26 protein-coding genes and 1 pseudogene are annotated in these 24,110 nt (G+C 53.1%); 1 reads left to right on the plus strand and 26 read right to left on the minus strand.

Features of this window, described 5'->3' with window-relative positions:
* Window positions 1-40: 40 nt before the first annotated feature.
* The 7 genes from BLP93_RS14075 to BLP93_RS14105 all read right to left on the minus strand — a co-directional run bounded on the left by BLP93_RS14075 (window position 41) and on the right by BLP93_RS14105 (window position 5,694).
* A complete protein-coding gene (locus tag BLP93_RS14075; RefSeq protein ID WP_139163015.1) occupies window positions 41-1,189 on the minus strand; it encodes a YbeD family protein in 1,149 nt (382 codons plus the stop codon).
* Window positions 1,190-1,255: 66 nt separating this feature from the next.
* Window positions 1,256-2,263 (minus strand): type II secretion system protein GspK, encoded by a 1,008-nt coding sequence (locus tag BLP93_RS14080; protein ID WP_161946346.1) that lies wholly within the window; start codon window positions 2,261-2,263, stop codon window positions 1,256-1,258.
* The gene (locus BLP93_RS14085) at window positions 2,247-2,879 is read right to left on the minus strand and encodes a prepilin-type N-terminal cleavage/methylation domain-containing protein (protein WP_092123113.1); all 633 of its coding nucleotides are present in this window, start codon (window positions 2,877-2,879) and stop codon (window positions 2,247-2,249) included. Before BLP93_RS14085 ends, BLP93_RS14080 begins: the two co-directional genes overlap by 17 nt.
* Before the next feature lie 5 nt (window positions 2,880-2,884).
* Window positions 2,885-3,223: a prepilin-type N-terminal cleavage/methylation domain-containing protein gene (locus BLP93_RS14090; protein ID WP_092123115.1), complete on the minus strand. Its 339-nt coding sequence runs from the start codon at window positions 3,221-3,223 to the stop codon at window positions 2,885-2,887.
* Window positions 3,220-3,663 carry a prepilin-type N-terminal cleavage/methylation domain-containing protein gene (locus BLP93_RS14095; RefSeq protein WP_092123117.1) on the minus strand — a complete coding sequence of 148 codons (444 nt, stop codon included), beginning with the start codon at window positions 3,661-3,663 and terminating at the stop codon, window positions 3,220-3,222. Before BLP93_RS14095 ends, BLP93_RS14090 begins: the two co-directional genes overlap by 4 nt.
* Window positions 3,664-3,668: 5 nt before the next feature.
* Window positions 3,669-4,106, minus strand: a complete 438-nt coding sequence (gspG, locus tag BLP93_RS14100; RefSeq protein ID WP_092123119.1) for a type II secretion system major pseudopilin GspG — start codon at window positions 4,104-4,106, stop codon at window positions 3,669-3,671.
* A gap of 52 nt (window positions 4,107-4,158) precedes the next feature.
* Window positions 4,159-5,694, minus strand: coding sequence for a hypothetical protein (locus tag BLP93_RS14105; protein ID WP_161946347.1), 1,536 nt, complete (start codon window positions 5,692-5,694; stop codon window positions 4,159-4,161).
* Window positions 5,695-5,709: 15 nt separating this feature from the next.
* On the opposite strand from BLP93_RS14105, the gene BLP93_RS14110 reads away from it, so the two are divergent.
* On the plus strand, window positions 5,710-6,429 hold the full coding sequence (locus BLP93_RS14110) for a heparan-alpha-glucosaminide N-acetyltransferase (protein WP_161946348.1): 720 nt from the start codon (window positions 5,710-5,712) through the stop codon (window positions 6,427-6,429).
* A gap of 84 nt (window positions 6,430-6,513) precedes the next feature.
* Here the strand turns inward: BLP93_RS14110 and BLP93_RS14115 are convergent, their stop codons facing one another.
* The 19 genes and pseudogenes from BLP93_RS14115 to BLP93_RS14210 form a co-directional block, all read right to left on the minus strand.
* Window positions 6,514-7,962 carry a sensor histidine kinase gene (locus tag BLP93_RS14115; RefSeq protein ID WP_092123125.1) on the minus strand — a complete coding sequence of 483 codons (1,449 nt, stop codon included), beginning with the start codon at window positions 7,960-7,962 and terminating at the stop codon, window positions 6,514-6,516.
* 287 nt (window positions 7,963-8,249) lie between these two features.
* Entirely contained in the window at window positions 8,250-8,612 is a 363-nt protein-coding gene (locus tag BLP93_RS14120) for a response regulator (RefSeq protein WP_092123127.1), read from the minus strand.
* A gap of 316 nt (window positions 8,613-8,928) precedes the next feature.
* Window positions 8,929-9,702, minus strand: coding sequence for a sulfite exporter TauE/SafE family protein (locus BLP93_RS14125; protein WP_092123129.1), 774 nt, complete (start codon window positions 9,700-9,702; stop codon window positions 8,929-8,931).
* Between the two features lie 119 nt (window positions 9,703-9,821).
* On the minus strand, window positions 9,822-10,598 hold the full coding sequence (locus tag BLP93_RS14130) for an ABC transporter permease (protein WP_092123131.1): 777 nt from the start codon (window positions 10,596-10,598) through the stop codon (window positions 9,822-9,824).
* Window positions 10,595-11,245, minus strand: a complete 651-nt coding sequence (locus tag BLP93_RS14135; protein ID WP_208596658.1) for an ABC transporter ATP-binding protein — start codon at window positions 11,243-11,245, stop codon at window positions 10,595-10,597. The genes BLP93_RS14130 and BLP93_RS14135 overlap by 4 nt, the downstream gene beginning before the upstream one ends.
* A gap of 44 nt (window positions 11,246-11,289) precedes the next feature.
* Entirely contained in the window at window positions 11,290-12,501 is a 1,212-nt protein-coding gene (gene chrA / locus BLP93_RS14140; protein ID WP_092123133.1) for a chromate efflux transporter, read from the minus strand.
* On the minus strand, window positions 12,498-12,839 hold the full coding sequence (locus BLP93_RS14145) for a PadR family transcriptional regulator (RefSeq protein WP_244148765.1): 342 nt from the start codon (window positions 12,837-12,839) through the stop codon (window positions 12,498-12,500). The genes chrA and BLP93_RS14145 overlap by 4 nt, the downstream gene beginning before the upstream one ends.
* Window positions 12,840-13,377: 538 nt before the next feature.
* Window positions 13,378-14,331, minus strand: a complete 954-nt coding sequence (gene trxB / locus BLP93_RS14155) for a thioredoxin-disulfide reductase (protein WP_244148766.1) — start codon at window positions 14,329-14,331, stop codon at window positions 13,378-13,380.
* A gap of 463 nt (window positions 14,332-14,794) precedes the next feature.
* The gene (locus BLP93_RS14160) at window positions 14,795-15,187 is read right to left on the minus strand and encodes a type II toxin-antitoxin system VapC family toxin (RefSeq protein WP_092123139.1); all 393 of its coding nucleotides are present in this window, start codon (window positions 15,185-15,187) and stop codon (window positions 14,795-14,797) included.
* Window positions 15,175-15,429, minus strand: coding sequence for a type II toxin-antitoxin system Phd/YefM family antitoxin (locus BLP93_RS14165; protein ID WP_208596659.1), 255 nt, complete (start codon window positions 15,427-15,429; stop codon window positions 15,175-15,177). Before BLP93_RS14165 ends, BLP93_RS14160 begins: the two co-directional genes overlap by 13 nt.
* A gap of 178 nt (window positions 15,430-15,607) precedes the next feature.
* Entirely contained in the window at window positions 15,608-16,537 is a 930-nt protein-coding gene (locus tag BLP93_RS14170) for a transposase (RefSeq protein ID WP_092123141.1), read from the minus strand.
* 310 nt (window positions 16,538-16,847) lie between these two features.
* Window positions 16,848-17,417 carry a hypothetical protein gene (locus tag BLP93_RS14175; RefSeq protein WP_092123143.1) on the minus strand — a complete coding sequence of 190 codons (570 nt, stop codon included), beginning with the start codon at window positions 17,415-17,417 and terminating at the stop codon, window positions 16,848-16,850.
* An 8-nt stretch (window positions 17,418-17,425) separates the two neighbouring features.
* Window positions 17,426-18,550: a glycoside hydrolase family 71/99 protein gene (locus BLP93_RS14180; RefSeq protein WP_139163017.1), complete on the minus strand. Its 1,125-nt coding sequence runs from the start codon at window positions 18,548-18,550 to the stop codon at window positions 17,426-17,428.
* Window positions 18,551-19,206: 656 nt separating this feature from the next.
* On the minus strand, window positions 19,207-20,076 hold the full coding sequence (locus BLP93_RS14185) for a transposase (RefSeq protein WP_092123147.1): 870 nt from the start codon (window positions 20,074-20,076) through the stop codon (window positions 19,207-19,209).
* Window positions 20,077-20,130: 54 nt separating this feature from the next.
* A pseudogene (locus BLP93_RS14190) lies at window positions 20,131-20,286 on the minus strand (IS3 family transposase); the annotation flags it as partial.
* Between the two features lie 20 nt (window positions 20,287-20,306).
* On the minus strand, window positions 20,307-20,522 hold the full coding sequence (locus BLP93_RS14195) for a hypothetical protein (protein ID WP_092123151.1): 216 nt from the start codon (window positions 20,520-20,522) through the stop codon (window positions 20,307-20,309).
* 107 nt (window positions 20,523-20,629) lie between these two features.
* A complete protein-coding gene (locus BLP93_RS14200; RefSeq protein WP_092123153.1) occupies window positions 20,630-22,759 on the minus strand; it encodes a winged helix DNA-binding protein in 2,130 nt (709 codons plus the stop codon).
* Window positions 22,760-22,794: 35 nt separating this feature from the next.
* Window positions 22,795-23,328, minus strand: coding sequence for a hypothetical protein (locus tag BLP93_RS17475; protein WP_244148767.1), 534 nt, complete (start codon window positions 23,326-23,328; stop codon window positions 22,795-22,797).
* Between the two features lie 489 nt (window positions 23,329-23,817).
* Window positions 23,818-24,110 (minus strand): transposase (locus BLP93_RS14210; protein WP_244148768.1); only part of this gene is annotated, 293 nt, incomplete at its 5' end.

Genomic DNA, 24,110 nt, shown 5'->3' on the forward strand with positions numbered 1-24,110 from the left:
TGACACGAGGGCTGCCGCCCCCCCATCTCCTCGCCGCAGCTCAATAACTGACTCGCAGCGTCACGAGAATATCGGCCTCCGAACTGGATGCCTGGTCCAGATCAAAGCGTAGGTTCCCATGACCTTCCAGGGCACGGAGCAGGGATTCCAACTGCTCATAATCCGCTAATCTTGCCCTGATGGTTCCGGTGTTCGGTCCCATGGAAAAACTTTCCACGTGGAAGCCTGGAGGAGCGGAAGAACTGAGCACTCCGAGCATGGACAAGGGGTCCGGCCCCGTCTGATCACGTCCCTGAAGCTGGCTGAGACGGAAAAGCAAGCGCCCGAACGGATCGTCACCCAGCGGAAGAGAAAGTGCTTCGGAATACAAGGTGTTCGTCGCCTGCTCCAGGTGCGAAAGTTGCGTCATCTGCGTTGAGAGTCGCAAAGCCTGACCGAGAGAAAAAAGTCCGCCAAGAAGCGCCGCCGCGACGCACAAAGCCGCTAGTTTGCGTAAATCAGCCCGGTTGCCGTTTTCAGCCGGCAACGGAAGACGCAGGGCCGACCAGCCGACAACAGGCGCAACCTGGAGCAAATCGTTAAGTTGCCACCGCCTGGGTGCGGATGTGACGGCAGAAGCATTTTCGCCGTCCATGGGCTGCACAGCGAGTCTTTTCCGCAGCTCCGCCTCATCGCCATGGAAACAATTCAGGACATTGCCGCTCAGGAACGCGAATGTCCCCTCTTCCGGCTCTTCCCACGCCCAGTCCCGTCCGCCGTTAAGAAAACCGGCGTTCCAGGCCAAAAAAAGTGGCGTGGTTACGGCATTGGCTCTGCGAAGGGTATCATGATGGCGGCGAGAAAATGCTGCCAACGCAGGGTGATGAAAATACCCCAGAAAATGGTTCCTTCCCGCATCGGACACAATCCCGGAACCGTTGCCAGAAAAAGGTGCGGCCGGGAACATCTGTTCGATCTGCAATTTTGCGGCAGCGGCCAGTTGACGATGGCTGCCGACATGATTGGCTATATCCGGCTGGAAAAAGAAAAAGAATCGTTCCGGCAGCAGGACCAGAACCGGCATGGACCGCGTTGAACGAGGTGCTTGCGCGGGATGGAGGGCTTGTCCGTCAAAATGTTCCCAAACGGGAACGTCATTGATGAACCGGACCAGATAAAAGGGACTGTTGGGAGAAAGGGCGGGAGGCAAATTCAGCTCGGCGTTCAAAACGTGAAGTTCAGTTTTCGTATGATGGTTTCAAGACCGGCCAGCCGGTCACATCGCCCCTGTTTGGACGCCTCTTCTCGGAATGATGTCCAAAGGCCTGGACTCCAGGATGTCCTTGGCAAGGATGCGGGGCGGCGTTTCCGCCAGGATAGCGGAATGTTCCACGATCACACGGTGCATTTCATACCATGCAGGTAGACGGACCTCAACAGATATTTCGAAAATGTCCGACTCCAGGGCAATATGCGGCAGCACTCGCTGATACAGGTCCATGGGCAGCCTGATTTGCATCATCAGTTCGTCGGTGCTCCGGAACCCTTGCTCTGTCCGGTATCGGTCAATAGCAGGCCAGTAGGCTTCCAGTTCCGGAGCCAGGGCCAGCAGGACATCGGACGCGGCAAAGTTGAGGTTGACCCGGCCATCCCGGCCCCAGACAGTGAACCGCTCCCGCACCCAGTCCGGATCGAGCCCGGCGAATCCCCGGACCAGAAGCAGCTCCTCCGGCCGCTGCATAGCTCCCTTTCTGGGACGATAGTTTGGCTGAACTTCGGCGTAAGGCCTATCCGCCCGGCGTTCGGAGCCCGGCTTGTTCGGATCGTATCCCAGGCCAAGCCAGAGCAGGATGTCCTGAACCTCCGCTTCAAGAGCCTCGTCTTGCAGAATTCGGGGCAAAGCGGCATGCAGGCGCTGCATGCCCTGCGGGGGAAGACTTGGAGGATGCAGAGCATTCAGGTTCAGCTTCGCATTGGCCGGCATCACAATGATCCGGATGCCGTCTTCCTGCCAGGTCCAGGATTCCGGACGCCCGCCGTCGCTTGAACTTGCCGCATTGCTCTGTCCAAGCATTTCCAGGGCCTTCGCCAGGGCAGCTTCGGCTTGCAGTTCCGCCTGAAGCGCCTGGACCAGAAATGTGTGATCTTCAACGACATGGACGGCGCGCTGGGAGACCTGCAGGACAAGCGTACTGAAAAGGATCAACGTCACCAGGACCAGAACCAGAATGGCCCCCCGTGGCTGCATGGCGCGCGGATCGTCGTTTTTAGAGCGCGGCGTCATGTTGCAACGGCAGACGGAAAACGAAACGCCAGGAGTGATGCCCGGGAGCCTGCAAATCCAAACGCATGCCGGCCGGGAACGGCCTGTCTCCGGCATGCAGCCACGACCGCAGATCGATCCATCTGGATTCGCTCAAATCGTAAAGCGCAAGAGCCCAGCTCTCCAACTCCGGCATAATGACCGTCGATCGGACATAGCCCAGTTCCAGCTGTTCCTCGTCACGTTGCAGGCCCTGGTCCGTGAAAAACCAAGTTACCGTCACCGGCATGGGACCGGGGAGAAGATGATTATGTCCTGTTTCCAAGGTAAAGCCTTGATCCGTGAAAGTGATTTCCGTATCCGGAAGAACATTGCGCAGGTCCATGCTCAGCAGCCGATGCAGCACGCCGCGAGAGCGCTGCCCCTCCGACGCCTGCTCCAGCGCCGACGATACCACGGTCCCGCGTCCGAGAACCGAAGCAATCATGGCCACAAGCAGGCCGGCGGCGGCAAGGGCGACAAGAACTTCCAGGAGAGTGAAGCCGACAACATCACGGCCGCGACATGCTTTGACCGCTGGAAACCGGTGTACGCCAAAGCGCCGCTGGAGCATGGAATTTGAGGTCGACAAGGACATGAAACTCACGGTGCGACAGACGGCCAGATCCAGTTCATTTCACGCCCGGCAGCGCGGGTGACCACTAAAATCCAGGGAGTGGGCCTCTCCGGCGAGGCAGGCATGACACTGACGTGCCAGTCCGGCATGGCCTGCGTTTCGGCACGGGCCAATTCAACGCCCATGAGCGCTTCCTGGGCTATCCCCAGATGATCCCAGAGCAGGTCGGCTTCCCTGGCCTGGTTCAGACCGTGATGCTGGAGTGCGAGCAGGCCTGAGGCCAGGGTCGCGGCCACGACCAGAGCCACCAGAACCTCCACCAGGGAAAATCCCGTTGCATTATTGTGCGGCCGGGTGAAGATCATCGACGCTCCGAAGCCAACAACCGCACGTCAAGTTCGCTGGTCTTCCATTGTTCTCCGTTTGCAAATACAAGAACAAGAGGATCCATATAGCCCGCGGGATAGATTCGCAGAAGCGCTTCCGAACGCGGACAAGGCGACGCGTTGATGGTGCAGCGGGTCACCGGCTGATGCATGCTGTGCGAGGCGTCGTTCCAGACAATGCGCCCCTGGACGTGATCCAGGCGGACCTCCTGAAATCGACCCGACAAAAACGCCGCATGTCGGACCTGATCCAGAAAGACATTCAACTCGTGCAACGGGACGTCAGCACGGCGAGGACCAGTGGGATCAAGCCTGGGCAGCAGGGTAAACCAGCCCAGACTCACGATGAGCAGCACAATGAGCAGCTCCACCAGAGTCAGCCCGGTCTGCCCGGAGTATGCGTCACAGTTGCGTCTCATGGGTGTCACTCGTCGAGTTCCCAACTGTTGATGTCTCTGGCAAAACCGGAACCACCCTCTTTTCCGTCGGACCCCAGGCTGGTGATTTCGTAATCCCGGCCCTGCTGCCCCGGCGATCGGTAACGGTATTCATTGCCCCAGGGATCCCTGGGCACGGAAGAGGCTTCAAGATACCCACCCGGGCGGTAGTTTCGGAGCGGGGCGCCTCTTTCCGGTTTCGTGATCAACGCGGCCAGTCCCTGCTCCGTGGTTGGGTAGACGCCATTGTCCAACCTGTAAAGCCGCAAGGCGGATTCCATGGTCCGGATGTCCACGCGGGCTTTGGCCGCCCTGGCTTCCTCCGGACGATCCATGATTCGGGGCACCAGCAGCGTGGCCATTAACCCAAGAATGACCACGACGATCATCAGTTCGATCAGGCTGAAGCCTGGACTTTGTTTCATCAATCTACTCCGTGCTGTTGTCGATATGTGTCTGTGCAGCGAGGCCGCAAGACTAAGGAGAGCCGGTCCCCAGTTGAGGAGCTGCCTGATCATCAGGAAGAGAAATCCATTGCGGGGCCAATTCCCGGCGCAGACTCTCCCGGATTGGAAGAAGTCCTTTTCCGTGAAAATACCCTGACAAGTCCGGCTCCATGGCCACCCACCACAGGAAAAAGCGCTCGTCCGGAACATGCCGGGCCAGCAGCAGATATCCGTCGCGAGCCAGGACCGGATCTGCAAGAACGTATTCCCGATCGCCCCAGCGCACTGTCGCGTCGACATCCACCGGGAGCGGCCGCAATTCCGCGGGCGCGGGCTCCGGCGATTCCAGGAGCGATCCGTCTCGTAACGAATACCAGCGTTGAACCTGATCGATATCGCTGATTCTCAGCAAACCCTCATCAGCGGCGACATGGGCTTCCAGTCGTGGTGAGCCGAAATGCAGCTTACGCAGCCAATGCTCATTCTTTGTGCGGTAGCTCAAGATTCCAGATTCCAGATCGAGTTGTTCCAGCAAGATAAATGGGTGAACGAAGGCTCCTGATCGAGAATCCATCAATTCACCCCCGGAGATCAAACGCCCCTCCGGAATGTTCCAGACCACGGTTCGCTCACCGGACGGAACTTCGAACAACTCCTGAAACCCCTCATCTTTTTCCATAATGCGCAAAGCAATGCGCCCGTCATGAAACATCGCGGCATCAAAGGGACCACCCGGAATACGTCGTTGATCCAGCAGGTCAAGGCCCGGCAAGGCCCAGATCAGCAGCCATCCGGCCTGGTCAACGATTTGCAGAAGACCTTCCCGCGGACTGAACTGCACGGCCAGGGGCGGATAACGCAGGGTTCCCAGATATTCAAGCGGACCATCCACCGGCCCGACATGCAGTCGTCGGCCCACATCCACCAATGCGACCCGGGTCAGCGAGGAGGACAGGGCCGCGGTGCTGAGCGCCCGTTCACTGGCAACAGTCGCCACATGGGCGCAGTATCGCAGGTCGAAGATATGCAGTTCATCTTTGGAGATCTCTCCCCCGGCGCCAAGATACGGCCCGGATCCGTCCCAGGCCAGAAGAGAAACCGGCGTTTCCGTCGGCAAGGTCAATAAAGGGCAAGGCCAGGAACTCCAGATGCGGATGTCCCCATTATCCAGACCGGCGGCCAAACCAACGGCAATCGGACTGTCGGTTCGAGGGCCGGCCTCGGATTGTGGACCGGCCTGGAATGTCATTGCCCCGGTTGCGAGTTGCAGCATCACCGGCTCGTGAGCGAGTTCGATGAAGTACCGGCCGGTTTTGTCCGGCACGGGAAAATCAATTCTGGGTGAAGGATATTGATGGGCAAGAGTTTGCCGGATCATTTCCTCCAGCGTCATGGTCGCGCCGAAAGGCGCCGCTTCGGTCAGAACGTGTACGGGAACAGGCGTGGAGACATGTTTGGCGGGAGCGCAGCCCTGGACCACGGCCAGCAGCGTGAGGATCGCCAGAAGCCGAAGCCCTTGCTTGCAATTCCCGAAAATCCGGGTATGGGTCTTGCCTACTTCCAACATGATCGTTCCATTACCATGCCCGCCGATTCACCACCATCCCGGATATCCCTCCTGGACCTGTTCCGGGGCAGCGCCGTGCTGCTCATGCTTGTCTACCATTTCTGCTTCGACCTGCGATATTTCGGCGTTATACGCTTCAATTTCGAGAGCGATCCGTTCTGGCTGATTTTTCGCTCGATCATCGTCAGCAGCTTTGTGCTGGCTGTGGGCGTCAGCCTTGCCCTGTCCACCCGCAACGGCCTCGATCCAGGGCGTTTCATCCGCAGACAAGCAATCCTGGTAGCGGCGGCGGCCATGGTTTCCCTGGGCACATACCTGCTTTTCCCGTCAACCTGGGTAGTTTTCGGAATCCTGCACTTCATCTTTGTCGGCAGGATTTTGGCATTGTTTTTCTTGCGCTTCCACGCAATGAACCTGCTCTTTGCCCTGCTCTTCCTGCTTGCCGGACTACTCCTCGAACACCCGGCGTTCAACCATCCCTGGCTGCACTGGCTGGGTATGATGACGCACAAGCCGTTCACGGAAGATTACGTCCCGGTACTGCCGTGGTTCGGTGTCCTGCTGCTGGGCATTCCACTCGGAAAAATGTTTGCACAAGGCCGATTGCCGTTGCAGTTCGTCTCCAGCTTGCCGACTGTCCTCGCTCCCTTATCTTGGCTGGGCCGGAACAGCCTGGCCGTCTACCTGCTCCATCAGCCCCTGTTCATGGGCATCCTGTACCTTGTTGTGCGCTGACCCGTCTTCGGCATGAGCCGATCAAGTTCGAAACAAGACCGAACAGCTTAAGTGATTGGATCCCGGTGAGACCAAATCCAAAACCTAGGCTTCTTTTGTACTGGAATCAAAGGTGATGACGAAACGGGTGCCATTCGAGCGATCCAGGTCAATGGCGCCTCGCAGCTGGTGCGCAGCAATCATTCTGGCGATCCGCAAACCATACGAACGTGTTGACTGAAGATCAATTTCCCCTGGCATTCCTACGCCGTTGTCGGCAACGACGAGCATATAGCCCTTGTCGTCCTCATGTAAGGAAACGCTGATTTCCTTGTGTTGAGCACCGGCTCGGGGATTGTTGCCGGGAAATGCGTACTTAAAAGCGTTGGTTACCAGTTCGTTGACGATCATGCCGCAGGGGACGGCGACGTCGATCCCCAGAAGGATGTCCTGAGCCCTGGCTACACAACGAATGTCGCTCTGGATCCCGAGGGAGGCGCTAAGTTCCCGCAGAAGCGTGTCCAGATAATCCTGAAAATCGATCTCTGCCAGACTCCCTTTGCTGTAAAGTCGCTCATGGACCAGGGCGATGGCCTTGATCCGTCCATCAAGATCTTTCAGTGCCGTGGAACCGACCGGATCCTCCACCGTCTGGCGCTGCATGTTCAACAAGGCGGAGATCACGGCCAGGTTGTTTTTCACCCGGTGATGCACTTCGCGGAGCAGCATCTCCTTTTCCTTGAGGGATGCCTTCAGTGATTCCTCTGCCTGCCTGCGTTCGGAAAGATGGAGATTGATACGTTGTCCGGCAATCAAGAGCCCCAGAAAACCGAAGAACCAGATCGCTCCATACGTGAACAGGTCCGTGCGTTGAAGCGTCCGCAGACTATTCCTGAACGGCTCCCAGGGCACGGAAACACTGATTCCCCCTTGGATATCGCCAAGCATGAAACCTTGTTCCGCATGGCACTTCAGGCATCCTTCTTCGGTAACCAGGGGTCGCATGAAACGGAAATAGAGCTCATCGTCGAGTGTTTCAATGGAAGATGCCTCAGTTTCCCCTTTCTGGAGCGCGGATAAGGCCTTTGTCTCCCATTCGTCCGGCGCATTTTCGGACCTGAGAGGTTTGAGGCTGGTTATCCGACCGCGCAGCCCGTATTCTTCCCGGCCCATTTCCTGAACTTGGCGGGTCATGTAGGCTGGATTGACCAGAGTCAATTCTTGACCGCAGGAAGCGGATATGTCTCTGTTCGGAAGATGCGAAAGGTAGGGGTTGGGAGGCGTTTTCGGCGTCACTGGCACATAGAGACCGCCTTGTGCAGCCGCCCATCGACGATACACGGAATCACGGGCAAAGGTGTCCCGGGCGCTGGCCTGCGCGACCTCCAGAGATGTGGAATAGGCGTGCCGGTAGTTCAGTTCCGCGAGGACAATCGCGAGGATCGTCCAAAACCCAGTCAGAAGGACAAAAACCCATCGCAGCTTCCGCCCCTCTCCTTGCTGATATGTGTTCCGTACTTTAACCGCACGATCCTGTTGCAATTCACTGTGCATATGTCACTCGCGATTACCGAACTCTCCTTAAGTAGAAAAACGGTATTTTGCCATGCCCGCGGGCTTGGCCGGATTTTGAGGAATGGAATTGTTACTGCTGAACATGGAATCGAAATGCAGCCGTTGTCTCAGTCGGCTGTTGATTGGGCTAACGCTTTAGATGAACCATTACCCAAGGTCAAAGAAATTTTTTCATCCCAATGTCAATGTGTGATGAAAGCGGAGTGGTTCGGCAGGGGCCGATATGCTTCAAATCGGCCGAGAGAACGTATGAGGCGTGCAGGTACTTACAAACTCTCCAGGCATGTCTTGAGTTGCTTTTTCAATACGGGCTTGAGCAGGAAACCGTGAGGCTTTGTCTTTTCCGCCTCTCGAACGACCGCTTCTTCTGAGTGGCCGGTTAAATAAACGATGGGGATATCAGAAAAGGATCGGATATGCTCAGCCGCGGTTATCCCGTTCATCCGGCCGGCCAGATTGATGTCCATGAGCACCAGCTCGGGCTGCGCATCCTTGACCGCGACAATTCCATCTTCACCCGTGGCCACGGCCTTGACGACGACATGCCCCATATTGGTCAACAAGCTTTCCAGGGCCATGGCCAGAATCCCGTCGTCTTCAATGATAAGAACTCGTTTTTGACTCGTCATGCTCAAACTCCAGGTGATGATATTCAGCTCTCTCGCACCTGAAGGCGGATCATTTTGCCATCTGTTAATATGGGTTTCTCCAGGTCACGGTAACAGTTCCGAACAGCTCAGGTAAGGACATCTCCACCGTCGTCAAGACAAAAGGAACAAACAAAAAAATGAGACTCTGCATGTAGCACAAAATGTCAGAGCAATTGGCAACTATTCAGCACATCCTGCTTGGTCTGTCGTCAGCACTGGATTCCGGCTTTCGCCGGAATGACTTAACGTAAGGATCATTTCCAGTCATACCGGCGAAAGCCGTATCCAGATCTTTTTACAACAAACCGGAACCCAGTCCCAGAGCCACGACGAACAGCATCACGGAAACTATGACCTGCAGGAACTTGATGGTCACCTTCTTGACCAGCCTTGCCCCCAGAAATGTTCCCACGAAAGCGGCCACGGTCGCGGCAACCACTGTTGTCGGGTTGCTCAAAATGTCCTCGGATGCGAGCATACCCGCGTAAACCGTCATTCGAGAAATATCTACGATCACGGCCAGCATAACCCCGGTGCCGATGAAGACCTCCTTGGTCAGTCCGCTTTTGATCAGGAAGGCGCTGCGCATGGCGCCCTGGTGGCCGGACAGGCCGCCGAAAAAACCGCTCAGCATGCCTCCGAAGGGCAGGTATCTGCGGTCAAAGGACAGTTTCTGGAACCAGGGCCAGACCTCCAGCACCGCGAATCCGGCCATGAGCACGGCGATGGTCAACTTGGCCGGCTGGACGTGGAATTCCCGCCCGCCCAAAGTATAGGAAAACAAAGGCGAGGCCTCGGCCAGGGAGAGCAGCAACCAGGCCCCGAGAAAGCTGGAGATCAGGGCCGGCGCTCCGAAACGCAGCAATACGCGCTTGTCCGCATTGCGCCCGAACATGGCCGCCTTGAAGATGTTGTTCAGCAGGTGGACCACTGCTGTCTGGGCCACGGCCACGGGCACCGGAAAGAAGATCGCGAACACCGGCATGAGCAGCGTGCCCATGCCGAAACCGGAAAACAAGGTCAATGCCGCGGCAATCAGGGCCGCGCTGCAAACGATGAGGGTTTCCATGGTGTCCCTTTAAAGTTCGTATGACAGGATTGGCCAACTGAGTGTTGAAAGGTCCTTTTCCGGCAGTTCGTTCAAAAACCCCAAGTGCAAGGAGCAATTGGGAGTTTTTCAACGGACTGTCAACGCAGTTGATCTTCCTTGTTGAAAAACGTCCGATAGCCCAGCTGGAGCATGGTGATGATCGAAAGGGCCACCGCCCCGAGGATGCCCAGCATGATGGCGATCTGATAGGCGATGGCCGTGGTGGGGTCGGTCCCGGAAAGTATCTGCCCGGTCATCATGCCCGGCAGAAAAACGATGCCCATGCCGACCATGGAATTGATGGTCGGCATGATGGCCGAATCAAAGGTGCTGTTGACGATATCCCGGGTGGCCGCCTTGGGCGTTGCGCCGAGGATCAGGGCCTCCTCCACCAGATGCTTCTGCGTGGTCATGCCGTCCAGCAGGGATTTTACGCCCAGGGAAATTCCCGTCATGGAATTGCCGATGATCATCCCGGCAATGGGTATGAAGTATTGCGGATCATACCATGGCGTGATGCGCACCACCACCAGCAGGAAATAGGCGATGCAGGTAAGCGTTCCGAAACACATGGAAAAGGCGATCACCCGGCGCAGCGGACCGGTCAGCCTGGTCCGGAACTTCCGGAAGATCGTGTGGATCGCGAAGGCCGCCATGACGATAATGATCGCGCCGGTGATGTACGGGCTGGGATTGTCGAAGACGTAGACCAGGACGTACCCGACCAGGACGAGCTGTAAGGTCATTCGTATTGAGGAGATCACGATTTCTTTTTCCCGCCGGATGCCTCTGATGCGGACGATGGCCAGCACGATCAGTACGAAGACGTACGCCAGGGCGACCTGCAGGAAGGTCAGATCAATAATGTCGTTCATAAACTGCACCCCTTGTTCAGGCATGTACCGCCGGACATTTCGATGATCACGTCCGCATGGTTCCGCGCCGCGGCCTTGGAATGGGTGACCATGACAATGGTGCTGCCGTCGGCCCGGGCATGACTCGTAAGCATCTCGAAGATCAGCTGCGCGGTCTCCTCGTCCAAAGCCGACGATGGTTCATCCAGGAGATAGACCCGCGGCTTCATAAGCAGCACCCGGCCCAAAGCCAGCCTCTGTCGTTCTCCGCCGGAGAGTTTATCCGCCGCTTCCTGCAGGGGCTTGGCCAGCCGGACCTGTTCCAGAATTTGCGTGAGCGACTGCTCGTCCGGCTCTTCCCGGTCCTGAAAGCGCAGCCCGGCCAGAAGGTTGTCCCGCACGGTCAGCCCGAAAAGCGCTGGAGTCTGGGACAGCATGACCACGTTCCGGCGATGGGTCACGGAATCTTCCTGGGCAAGATCCCGCCCCTGGAACAGAATCCGGCCGCTGGTGGGTGAGATCATCTTGTTCAGCATGCGCAGCACCGTGGTCTTGCCGCTGCCGCTGGCTCCCACCAGGGCCGTGATCCGTCCCTCGTCGATGCGCAGATCGGGCAGATCCAGCACGTCGAGGTACTTCACGTCCAAGAATTCAAACAATGGCTTCACATTCATCTCCCGCATTCATCTTTGCTGTTTCCCGATCTGTTTTGTCACGCCAACCCGTAGAGGCTGATGATCAACCCACCTACTCCGGCAAGAATCACCACGGCCCAGGACGGCGTCTTCCATTTTTCGAGGAGCACGAAACAGGTCAAGGCCAGTGCAAATTCATAGGAACCAAGAATGGCGCTCGTCCAGACTGGTTGATACAAAGCCGCTCCGAGAATGCCGACCACCGCGGCGTTGGCTCCGCGCATCAGAGCCTGTGCCCCTTCAGATCGACAAAAGGTGTTCCAGAACGGCAGTACGGCCACCAGCAGCAGAAAACCCGGAGCGAAAATCCCGATCAGGGCGATGATGGCGCCAAGTATTCCGTTCGGAGACGGCTCCACCACCACTCCAAGATAGGCCGCAAAGGTGAACAATGGTCCGGGAACGGCTTGTGCCGCGCCGTATCCTGCAAGAAACTCGTCCGGAGTGACCCACCCCGGCTGAACAAGTCCTGCTTCCAGAAGCGGCAGGACCACATGGCCGCCACCGAACACCAGGGCTCCGGCCCGGAAAAATGATTCAAAGAGCGCCAAGCCTTGGGAGGACGTGGCAATGGCTAGGAGGGGCAATCCGAAGAGCAGGATTGCGAAGATCCCCGCGGCAATGAATCCGGCCAGGCGAGAAACCGGAAAGTGAGCACGGCTGACGCAGTAGTCGCTCTGTCCACTGCAAATCCATAATCCAGCCAGGGCTCCGACAATGATCGCGGAAATCTGTCCCAGCGCGCCCCCGGCCAAGAGGACGATCAGGACCGCGCCCAGTGCGATGGTGGCCCGCTCCCGGTCCGGACAGAGATTCTTGGCCATGCCCCACACCGCATGGGCGACAATCGCCACCGCGACAACCTTCAAGCCATGAATGACGCCTGCGCCCGCCGGTCCTTCCATGAACGATGCGCCGTATGCGAAAAGGATCAGGATGAGGGCCGACGGCAGGGTGAAGGCGGTCCAGGCCGCGGCAGCACCCAAAGGCCCGCCCCGCATCAGCCCCAGGGCGAATCCCACTTGGCTGCTGGCCGGGCCGGGCAGAAACTGACACATGGCCACCAAGTCGGCATAACTCTTTTCATCAAGCCATTTGCGACGCGCCACGAACTCGGTGCGGAAATATCCGAGATGGGCGATGGGACCGCCGAAAGACGTCAGACCCAAACCGAGAAAAGCCTTGAAGACCTCCCATACCCTCTGCGCTTTGTTCGATTCCGGCATCATAACGAATCCCCCTGTGGATTCCGCTTCATTGTTTCCTTGATCAATTCCCCAAGATGGCGCTGGGCCACGGCCAGTCCCTCCAGGCCTTTCTCCGTGATTTGGTAATACTTCCGCCACACCCGCCCGTCCCGTTCCTTGCGCGAAACCAGGTAGCCCTTGCGTTCCATGGCATGAAGCATCGGATAGAGGGTGCCCGGACTCAGCCGGTACCCATGTTCGGCCAGCTCCTCGATCATCCATTGGCCGTAAATCTCCTGGAGCGCGGCATGGTGCAGCACATGCAGCCGGACCAGGCCGGAGAGCAGGTCATGGTGCTCCTGCATCAGATCATCTTTCATGAATTCCCTCCGACATCGCAATTCGTAATCGAAATTCGATATAATACCCATGATCCGACTTGGCAAGACTGAGCCCGATATACCATTTACTCACCCAATCAGACTGGGCACGAGCAAATTATTGTAACAGAAAATCTTTCCGCCGACCCGACTATTTTGAAGCACATTTCAAAAAAGTCCTGACTATTTTTAAATCTGCTTCAAAATAGTCAACATGAAACGTCATCTTCAATCGTCAATCAGAGAAGATCTCGCAAAGAAAATGGTCCTGATCACCAGCCCGAGACAGATGGGCAAAACCCATCTTGCCAAGGGTCTCATGGGGGATTTCAGCAAAAAGGATTGGGTTCGGGTGAACCTTGTACAACAGCATGAGCAGCAACTTGCGGATTTTCTGGAAGCTTGCATCCCGGAAGATGCTCAGACCGATGGCATATGTTCGTGGCCCTGAACGGCTGGTCCTGGCAGATTTCGGAAAGCCGGTCCCGCTAGAAAAGGTTGCGCATTGCATTATGACAATGCGGCTGCAAAAGAGGCGTCACACTTCGCAAGAAGCCGCTTTTCCCTTTTTTTCCTCCACGAGATGCGCCACGGCTTGGGTCGCGATGCACCCTTCGGCCGCGGCGGTGACGATCTGTTTGATGAATTTTTCCCGCAGATCACCGACGACGAAGATGCCGCTGATGTTCGTTTCGCATCTTTCATCAGTGATGACGAATCCTTTAGCGTTCATTTTCATCCCGGCTGGCACGAGGCGGTTGTCGGACTCATAGCCGATGAAGATAAACACGCCATCCGTAGGCAGGACTTGCTCCGCGCCGGTTTTAACATTGCGGATGCCCACCGCATGGACGCCGGAGCCGTCGGCGTGCAGGTCCGTGACCACGCTGTCCCAGACCACCTGGATTTTCGGTTCGGCCAGAACGCGTTTTTGCAGGATCATGCCGCCGCGAAAGGCGTCCCGGCGATGCACGAGGTGGACGCTGGATGCGATCTTGGACAGAAACAGGGCATCCTCCAGCGCGGTGTCCCCGCCGCCGATCACCACCACGCGCTTGTTCCGAAAAAAGAAGCCGTCGCACACGGCGCAGTAGGAAACGCCCTTGCCGTAGTTTTCAAGTTCGCCGGGTATCCCCAGCCGGCGGGGTTGCCCGCCGCAGGCCAGGATCACTGCCGGAGCGTACAGCTCGTCGCCGTTGTCCAGGCGCACGATATGTTCGTCCAGTCCCGGTTCGACCTCCACCACTTCCCGGGCCAGGATTTCCAGGCCGCAGGCCTTGGCGTGATTGGTCATGGCCGCGGCCAGATCCGCCCCGGAGATGGACTCGGTACCCGGCCAGTTTTCCACGATGTCCGTATTGTTCAGTTGACCGCCGGGCAAGCCTTTTTCCACGAGAACGGTTTGCAGGGCCGCGCGTTGGGCATAGATGCCAGCCGTCAGGCCACTGGGGCCGCCGCCGATGATGATCAGGTCCAGGGTTCGGGTCGTCATTTCGCTTTCCTCCATGGTTGGACTGGAGTGATGGAACAGCCGTCGCCGCGGCGAAACAGGATCGACGGATCAGCCTTCACTGACTTCATAATATGACCACTGCCCGAATAAACAACATGCGTCTTCCAGGCAGTGCACATTTGGGGTCACATTTGGGGTCAGGTCTTGCTTTTTGATGTATTTCGTTCTTTTGTGATGATTCTGCTGACAGTAGCGCAATGAAGGCCAAGATGCGCGGCGATCGACTGCTGGGAATAACCGTAATCAATGTGGGCTGCTGCGATGGCCTTGTTCCGGCTCGGCTTTGTTTGCCGTTCCGGGAAAAGCTTCTCCAGGGAAGGTCGCAGCGCAAGGCGTTTGGACCCGAGGGACTTCAGTGAATACGGCTTTCTTCCGCAGAAATGGAGACAGCTTTTCCAGAAAAGATTCCGCCCTCAGAAGACATATTCCCTTCTTACACTGATCATTTACAGCCTTTAGGAACAGTCATTACCATCTCGGAATATTTCGCAAGAAAACCGTCTGCTGTCAAAAACCGCATTGGTTCACTTATAGATTGGGCTAGAAGAAGGCGGTCAAATGGGTCACGATGGAGAAGTGGTAGGTCGTGAACACAAGCAGCATGGCGAGTTGTTATGTCGAGTTCCTGGAAACCGCTTTCTGGAATTGCAATTTCAAAATCATGAGGATCACCTTGCAGTTTGCCAATTTTCGTCTTGATTGCAATTTCCCAAATCGATGCTGCGGAAACATAAATCTTGTCGGCATCGAGCATAATCCGCCGCGCCTTTGAACAAAAGTAGATCACTATCCAGCACCGACCAATGAATATTTGCGTATCGATCAAGATTCGCATTCACGCCCCTCGAACTCCGCAAGAACATCATCCGGCAAGGGGGCGTCAAAATCTTCCGAAACCTTGACTTTGCCGCGCAACACACCGAAACGTATGCTTTTTTTCTCATTATCAAATGACAAAAGCCGAGCCAATGGCTTGCCTGAACTGGAAATAACGATTTCCGCGCCTCTTTGCACCTCTGCAAGCAGCGTATGTATCTGCTTGTCCAATTCCTGTACTGTGACAGTCATTGTCGCCATAAATCGACCTCCTTGAATGCTTCCCATTCTTTCGATGTGGCGTGGGTCTCCGAAGCCTAAACCAACAGGTCCTTGACGCCCAGGAAAATCACAAAGGCTGAGGTTTTGATTATATACCAGGCATGGAAGGCCGCTGTTGTTCTGGAGAAGATATAACAGGGCCGGACTGCTGGCAAACCTACCCACCAACAGCACCGGGCAATCTCTTCATCGAATACACCCCCTCCACACCCCCAACCGGCGTAAATCTTCGTTGATCCTTGGAATCCAGCAGGTGTTTCACCCCGTCGAACACCTCGGTCACGAACTCTTTTGAGCCGATGATGCCGGAGTCCGTGAAGTACCGGCAGCGGTGGCGGAAAACATCGACGCGGTTGAGGCGGTACCTCTTTTTGCGCTCCTTTTCCACCACTTCTTTCTTCATCTGCTTGCCCTTGCCCGTGTCCATGGCACCGGTTTCGTAGACGAACTGCCGGTACTTGCGGATGATCTCGTTGGGATTGAACTCGTTCCATTCGTGCATGCCCAGGTTCATATCCAGTAACCCATGCCTATTCCCGGTCTGCACCAGATAACCCAGGCCGGACCAGCGGTAGTTTTCGGGCTTGTCCACTATTCCGGCCCGAACCGGATTGAGGTCTACGTACGCCAACAGGTTGACCAGGCTGGTTCCCTCCTGAACGATGACGCTCTTGAAGCGGTCACCCCAGAAGAATCCTTTTCTGTTCCGACGCTTGTTGAAATACCGCGTAAACCCCTGCTTGATGTCCTTCACGAATGCACCCAGGTTGACCAGTCGCCGACGATATTCCTGCACCTGATGCGGCATGATCACGGCATCGTCGCCGAACTGCTTCCTGTATCGCTTCCCAATCTCTTCATCAGTGGCCGCCTCTTCCGTGTGCATCCGAACCACCAAATGAAAGTGATTGCCCATCAAGCAGAACCCCAGCAAGTCAACGAAATAGAAATTGCTCAACCTGGCAACAATGGCCATAAGGTGATCTTTCTCAATGTCCTGCAAAGGAAAGCCGTCCAGAGCTGTCCTGGACATGATATGGTAGATGGTTGAGCTGTCGTTTCGGACAAACCTGGCGATGCGTCCCATGATTGCCTCCCTTGGATGAAGAAGTGTTGGTAAAACGGAAGTTAAACGTGAATATTATCGCCAGTCAAGTAAAAAGAACCTGTCCCTATGCTCCCTTACCAGATCGGCAAGAATGGAGAGAAACAACAACCGGTCGCCGTCCCTCAGAAAGATCTCTGATCGAGCAGTCACATGGTAGAGGGCGCCGGGAAACTCAATCCAAAGTAGTCTGGCCATGTATTCATGGCTTACCGCAAGAAATCAAAATACAAGACCTGACCCCGATTTCGTACTTGTTCATTGCGACGAAATCTGGACACGACTCGACGAACTATACATTGTATTTTGATTGCGGAAACATCCGAGCATAATCTTGAATATATCTCCGCCACGGCAGATCTTCCATGTACTCCATGTAGCCAACCACAGCATCAAGGTCTTTTTGCGATAAATGATTGCAATCCAGCATCGTCTTCATGAGCTCCAGGCTGTTCCAGACGCCAATGCTGAATACATTGGCGAGCTGAGTCATATCCCTATCATCCGTGACAACGGGCACGTCCAGGGCGAGGGCATGAGCAAGAATGTCGATATCTACTTCTTGGACACCTAATGACTGGGCCAAATTATAGTCGGAAATATAGCCATTTGCCAGGACAGCTTCCTTTTGCTGAGCACGCGAGATGTTGATCCGCTGAGATCTGTTTTCCGAATACATGTCCTTGTTCACCCAACAAAACTTTTCCCGTAGCCGAGGCTGCCTATCATACTCCTTCTGAAAACGATGTGTGATGTAAAGTGTGAATTCGTCAGGACAAAAAGGGCGGAAAAGAAGGGGGTGAATGGATTGTGCGAAACGCAAATATATATTGGTATCAACAAGGATCTTGGATTGCGCCATGTTGGTATCTAATGGGTCAGATAATAATGCAGTTCTTTTGCTTCGACGGTCTGAATGTCGAAAAGAGATTGCAGGAATCCATCCCCCCTCGATGTTTCGCCGAGGAACTTCCTCAGGGAATCGAAAATCGGGGTTTTGAAATATGTCTCGGCCAAATACACATATACTTCAGGAGGCAGATAGTCGTCTTCTCCCGCTAAGGAATGCGCTGAATCACTTCTGAGCTTTTCGATTAATGTCGATTTCTTTTCGACATATTTTTTGATGACAATATAGGAACTATTCAACTTCTCCAATTGATCATATCCATTTTCAGTCGCATATGAATTGACGGATTTATATATAGTATATGGTGATATGAAAAGAGGATCGGCCAGGGCGATCATTTCTGCGACAAGCTGATTTGCATCGAGACCGACAAGGTCTTTATAAGCTTTTGCAGCAATTTCCTCGGGAAACAAAAAAGATTGGGCGAAAAGCTCTGCAAATTCCTCGGAAAGATCTACATCACAGGTGCACTTTGTAATAATGTGCCCGATTTCGTGAGCGACCCAAAACTTGAAATCCAGAAGATAGGAGTCCATGTTGATGTACATCCATTCTCTCTTGCTTCGCGGTGATTCGATATACAGCGCGTGGGCGTCATTATCCTTGCTGGACGTCACGCCCCAGAAAACCGGCACGGGAACAACATCGTACGCATGGATGATGTTAACAAGGTCGGAATAGTTGATCACGTCTGTCAGGGACTTGTCGGCTAGGCCCCTGACCATGGCCACAGCCTTTTGGATGTACGCATAATCCATTAACGGACGCTTGAGGACCGGCGGAACCTCCAGCGCCGCATCCGGAAGGTAGTCGGAAATCGAATCAAGGAGCATCGCCTTTTTCAGGGCACCCGCAAAATGCGCATCGGTCAAGGCCCTGTGTGCCTTCTTGCGAAAATTGAACGCCGCCTCCAACGGTACATCGTCCACAACAAGGTCTGAATGCGGCAGCCTGAGCAACATCCCAAGCCGCACGAGTTTGTCAGGCCGGGGAAACTTCTTCCCGGCCAACCACTCCCCCACGATGGTCCTGGAAACCATGAGCCTTTCGGAAACCTGGCTGTTGTTGAATCCCAGGGAATCCATAGCCTTCTTGACGAGTTCGATATTGAGACGCTTATTCATATGCGAACCAATTAAGTGCCAAGTCAACTTTTGTCAACATTTAGTAAACATTTCCATGCTCTCACTCTCGTCAAGATGACCAGCTAGACAAGCAACCAGAAGCTTACATCAGCAACCACCCCGCCGCGGCCTCATCGGTAATAGCTCCACCCCACATGTGGCGTAGCCTCGTAGGTGCAACTTCTCAATTTCTTATTGTGTTCGTTTATCTGATTGACTCAAGGAAGCGCATGACGATCCGATAAGCGGGTTCGTATGTGCGAAACGTTTTTTCGTCAGGCTGTAGCTCTCCGTGCAGTAGCGAATTTCTGAGTGCATAAATCACCTCAACCAGTCCGAAGAACAGTTCTTCGCTAGTACAGCGGAACTCCATATCCCCTACGACAATCGGGCGTTCCGCTCCGACCAGAAGATTACTCATCGGGCGGGGGCAACATGTCTGATATAGGCCCCGCAGATGACCCTGCTTCGTCGTGGAAAGTTCGATATACTGTGGATGAACAATAAGACCGGTCTCGTCATAGTCGGTCTGAGTTATCGTTGTAGCTACAGCACCAGCCCGATTTGAAACGGTGGAAATCCACTGCCCGTTCTGCTTGTTGACAACGATTTTGGGGTCAGGTCTTGTTTTTTGATGTATTTCGTTCTTTTTTGATGATTCTGCTGACAGTAGCGTAATGAAGGCCGAGATGCGCGGCGATGGACTGCTGGGAGTAACCGTGGTCAATGTGAGCTGCTGCGATGGCCTTGTTCCGGCTCGGCTTTGATTGCCGTTCCGGGAGAAGCACCTCCAGGGAAGGTCGCAGCGCAAAGCGTTGGACCCGAGGGATTTCAGTGAATACGGCTTTCTCCCGCAGAAATGGAGACAGCTTTTCCAGAAAAGATTCCGCCCCCAGAAGACATTGCCCAACAAGCTTCTTCCAGGGTGACTCCTCGCTTATCCCCGCAAGAACGAATTTTCGGTACTCCTGTTGCGCCTTCTGCCGATCATTCCCGAATTGGGAAAGTATCCAGTCTGAGGTGAGCAAGCCCAGCTTCTTCTTCAACCCGGCAGTGGCGCAATAACTGGACCAGGGGTAATCCTTGGGATGCCGCGCCATACCGGCCCGAACCGGATTAAGGACGACATAGCGGCACAACTCCAATAGATGGGAATCCTTGTCTACCACAATGGATTTGAACCGCCCTTGACAAAAAACATGCCCTACCCTTCCGTGAGTCCGGTTGAATTTCTGCGTGTAGATCCCATTCAACTGCCGCATGCCTTCCGAGAGATTTCCATCCGGTGTCTCGATCAGGAGGTGATAGTGGTTGCCCATGAGGCAATACCCATGACAAATCCAGTTGTACCGCTCTACCAGATCGGCAAGAATGGAAAGAAACAACAACCGGTCGCCGTCCCCCAGATAGATCTCTGATCGAGCATTCCCCCGAGCAGTCACATGATAGAGGGCGCCAGGAAATTCAATCCGAAGTGGTCTGGCCATGTATTCAGCTCACCTCACGAAAAATCAAAATACAAGACTTGACCCCCAAAACTCGTTGTACCATGGAAAAAAGACTCTTCCAAAGGCGAGAGCGTCCTCCTGGGAACCGAAGCTACCAGGGAAGGTGGGATGATATTTTAATGTCTTGAATTGTGCTTCCGAGAATGGATTGTCATTACTGGTATATGGTCTGCTGTGAGTCTTCGTAATCAAGCAAAAAGAACCTGTCCCTATGCTCCGCCATCACCAAGAATGGATTTCCATCGGCCGTGAATCACCTCCCAAAAGAGATAGCCAACAAAAGCCGTAATAAAGCCCAGAGTATATCCAACGAAGGTTTTACTGACGACATCATAGCCATGTGTATTTGCATAATCCAAGATTTGGAATGACGCCAACCACAAAATGGTTCCCCAGCTACCAATTTGAATTTGCCAAGTTTTCATTTACTCCCATGGTTTCGTTGCTTAGTTGTCCTAACGCCAGCACCACCAGCCGGTGTGGAGCGGCAGCGTAATACCGGTCTGAGTGCATGCAGTTGTTCAATGCGTTTTTACTCGAAATAGGTTTCTTCGCATCTTTCTGTTATCTCGCTACGCATTTTTCCATCTTCAGGATCTCTTTCTTTTTTAATAAGCCCCATTTCTTGCAGCTTACTTGTCCTTTTACCTACCATCTGATGCGTTGTATCAATAAGTGCAGATATTTCCCCAGCTCTCATTCTTCTTTTCTCGTCGTTAAGAGTCGTGACAATATCTAACTCTACTGGGTCCAACATGATGTCTTTATTTAATTTTTTGACTTCTTCTTTGAAGTCGTCTGACAGGTTGAAAATGGTACATGTGCCCTCCATGCATTCTGGACATCGCCACTTAAAAAGTTCGATACTATCTTTTTTATCCATGGGATGGCAAAATCCACATTGACCGCATTTTATTGTTTGATTTTGTGAAAGGTATAGATGGATTGCTCTTGTATATTCAAAGCAGCGTTGTACAAAATAGTTTCTATATTCACGACCTTCAGGATAGCCCCAGTTCATCCTTTCACTTTCACACAATCCAAGAAAAAGAGCGTAAACGATAACGTCTTTACCTTCTTTATCGCGCGTTGATTTATATCTTGATAAGAAAAAGTTTGATTCTAAAGACGATAATAATTCCACTAAATCAGGATGTACGATGAAATGACTGGTGTGAGGATTTCCACCAAGTGCTTCGAAATACTTTCCACCAACTTCCTTATCAATAATTCTTTTTCTTACACTCCTGGCTTCGTCGATAATATATTTCAGAAGTTGCTGCTGATTGTGTCGATCTAGCTTGTTCTCGAAAGGCTCTAATGCATAGCGATTCAGCCTATCAAAATATTTAGATATTGTATTTTCATAATACTTTTTTGAGGCTAATCTAATTGATGCGACTGTAATTTTGTCTCCCCTTGAAATTTTATCGAGAAAACAAATATGAAGAATATGCCCCATTATTCTTGGAACGTTAAATGATGCTCTAAACATCATTGTCATGTGATCTTGGATAGAGACGGAAGATGTAATGTCAAAGTAGCTATTTAATGATTCTCCAAATACAGAAAATCGTGTTAAAAGTAACCTATGTGCATAATCAGAAGCTGCCCGCTCCATTTCCTGAACTTCAATAGCCTCATATAATTCTGAAAAGTCTAGACCGATGGTATCCGTCTTGCTGGGATCAATTTTTCCGTAATAAACGCGCCCTGGATAACCTGCCACTTTCAACTTGATCGTTTCATTGCTTGAATTGTTTAACGGTGACAGTACGACATCAACAAAAAGCCTTTGATCAAGCAACCCTATTTCAGAAAAATCATCGAAAAATGCAACCAATCTTAATAATCCCGATTCTGAAATTAAAGTTTTGATTTCATCTAAAATTTCGCTAAATGGGAATGATTTTAGTACGACATCTGAATATTCGTTATAGATATCACTGTCATCTAGAGTTTTATCAAAGTCTGATAAGGAACCTGATGTCTCAGCATTTAATTCGACTTGACCCGGAGATATTTTTGCTCCAGCTTTTACACCAACAGACGTAATGCTTGATGATTCCTGCTGTTGCTTGATCCTCAACTGATTAGTAATTTTCTGAAGCACCGGTATTTCGTGCTTTTCCAGCTTGGCCTTCTTTACACGAACCCCAATTTCAGTAAGTGAACTTTTTAATTCGTCGTACTGTTTTTTTAGCCCTCTCCATCGTTCAAGAAGTGTTAACTTATCACAAGCTTCTCCGACTTCCTTGAGAAGTTCAGCAATTATTTTTCCAAGCATAATTTTACGCAACATGTGGGACCTATATGCTGCGTTCGATATGCCAATTTTGTCCAACTCTTCTTCAGGGATGTTGGCTGCTTCGAGAACATCATAAATCGACTTTACATCGATATAAATTGATATGACGTCTTTTCGTTCTCTCAATACTGATTGAGCTTTGGCAAAAATTGTACTTTTACCGGTACCTTTGCGACCAAGTAAAAAGGTTGTGTTGCTTGAAAGAACGGCCTGCAAAACAGCGTCACCAGGCAAGGCATCTACATATATTTGATCAACAGGCTTCTCGCCTATTTCAGCTTCAAAATCTCGAAGCTCAGCTCGTCTGTATTGACGAAGTGATTCTGATATTTTTGAAAATTTTTCTAAATTCATATTTTAGCTCTTCTTAGATTAGATATATCCCTTCCTCAAGTATGCCATGATGCATGATGACCAGAAGATGGTTGATCTATCGCCTTCTCAATCCGATAATCGTCCATCACGAATCCACCGCCTATATCTTGGACTGTGATCCGACGATCTTGAACTCCATTCGGATGTACCACGCCAGCGAATGACTGTTGTTCTTGTTGACGGTCAACCAGAGAATTTTGATTCGGCGATCTCTGCAGACAGCCTCCGTAAACTCCAGCATCGCACGTCCGAATCCATGGCCACGCGCGGATTTTCGGACGTATCTTGCTGAGCAGGACCGTGCTTGTGTCCGCTTCCGGGACAATGGCCATGTAGCCTTGAATCTCGCCATCATGGGAGACGGTGTAGTACTCGTATCCGTCGACAAGCTGATTTGCAACAGCTTCCGCGCTCTGAAACTTGTCCAGCATGTATTCGATCTGTTCCTGTCCGACGATGGAAACGTAGTGTTCCGTCCAAATCTCACGGGAAAGATTGACGACATCACGTATCTGACCTTGGCTTTCCACTCTGATAATGTCGGTCATGTTCTTTTTTTGCTCCAATAATTGCCCTCATCTGCACAAATCCGATCAAAGCATGGTCGGGGCATCCGGTACATGGCATGGTCATGTAGTTTCTTGGCCTGACAGTCCGTTGAAAAATCCTCAATTGCTGCGTCGCTGCAAAAAGTTCAAACTCTCACGTAGGACTAAAGCGGGCTTTACCTGCAACCCAAGCAGAAAAATATGAACCGCCCGCTTCGCTCGAGGCGCGGAGGACGCCAAGAAGAATTTTTGCCTTCCGCTAGAAAGATGCGGCAGGCAAAAGGCTTCACGCCTGACGGCGAAGTGACATCACCCCGATAGGGGTGAGACATCCTTTTGGAAAGCAGCTCTTTCCCTGCTTTCCAAAATGTTTCCTTGGCGTCCCCTGCGCCTTGAGCGTAGCGGGCGGTTCAAAACTTCTTGTTTTTTCTTGCAGGCTATCAGGAATAAGTCACTAAATAGTCGAGCCTGAAAAATCCGATATTTTCGTTACAGGATCATCATAGAAGGCTGACGGGTTGTGGTGCCGAAAAACAGCCAAAGCGTAAAAAGGGCAAAAAAGTGTTCGAACTTCCGAATCCACTTCCTGAAATTGAATGCCGCGGCAGCCATGAACAGGTTGATCGCGTCGCCGAGAACCCCTTTCAGGTAGTTTCGGGACAAGCGATGATCCTGTTTCAGGTGACCAATTATCGGCTCTATTCCTGCTCTACGGCGAAAACGCTCACGGGCGATCCGTCGTTGATAGGGGCTATCGCTTTTCTTCGGACGCCCTGGCCGCA

Source organism: Desulfonatronum thiosulfatophilum, from assembly GCF_900104215.1.
GTDB lineage: Bacteria > Desulfobacterota > Desulfovibrionia > Desulfovibrionales > Desulfonatronaceae > Desulfonatronum > Desulfonatronum thiosulfatophilum.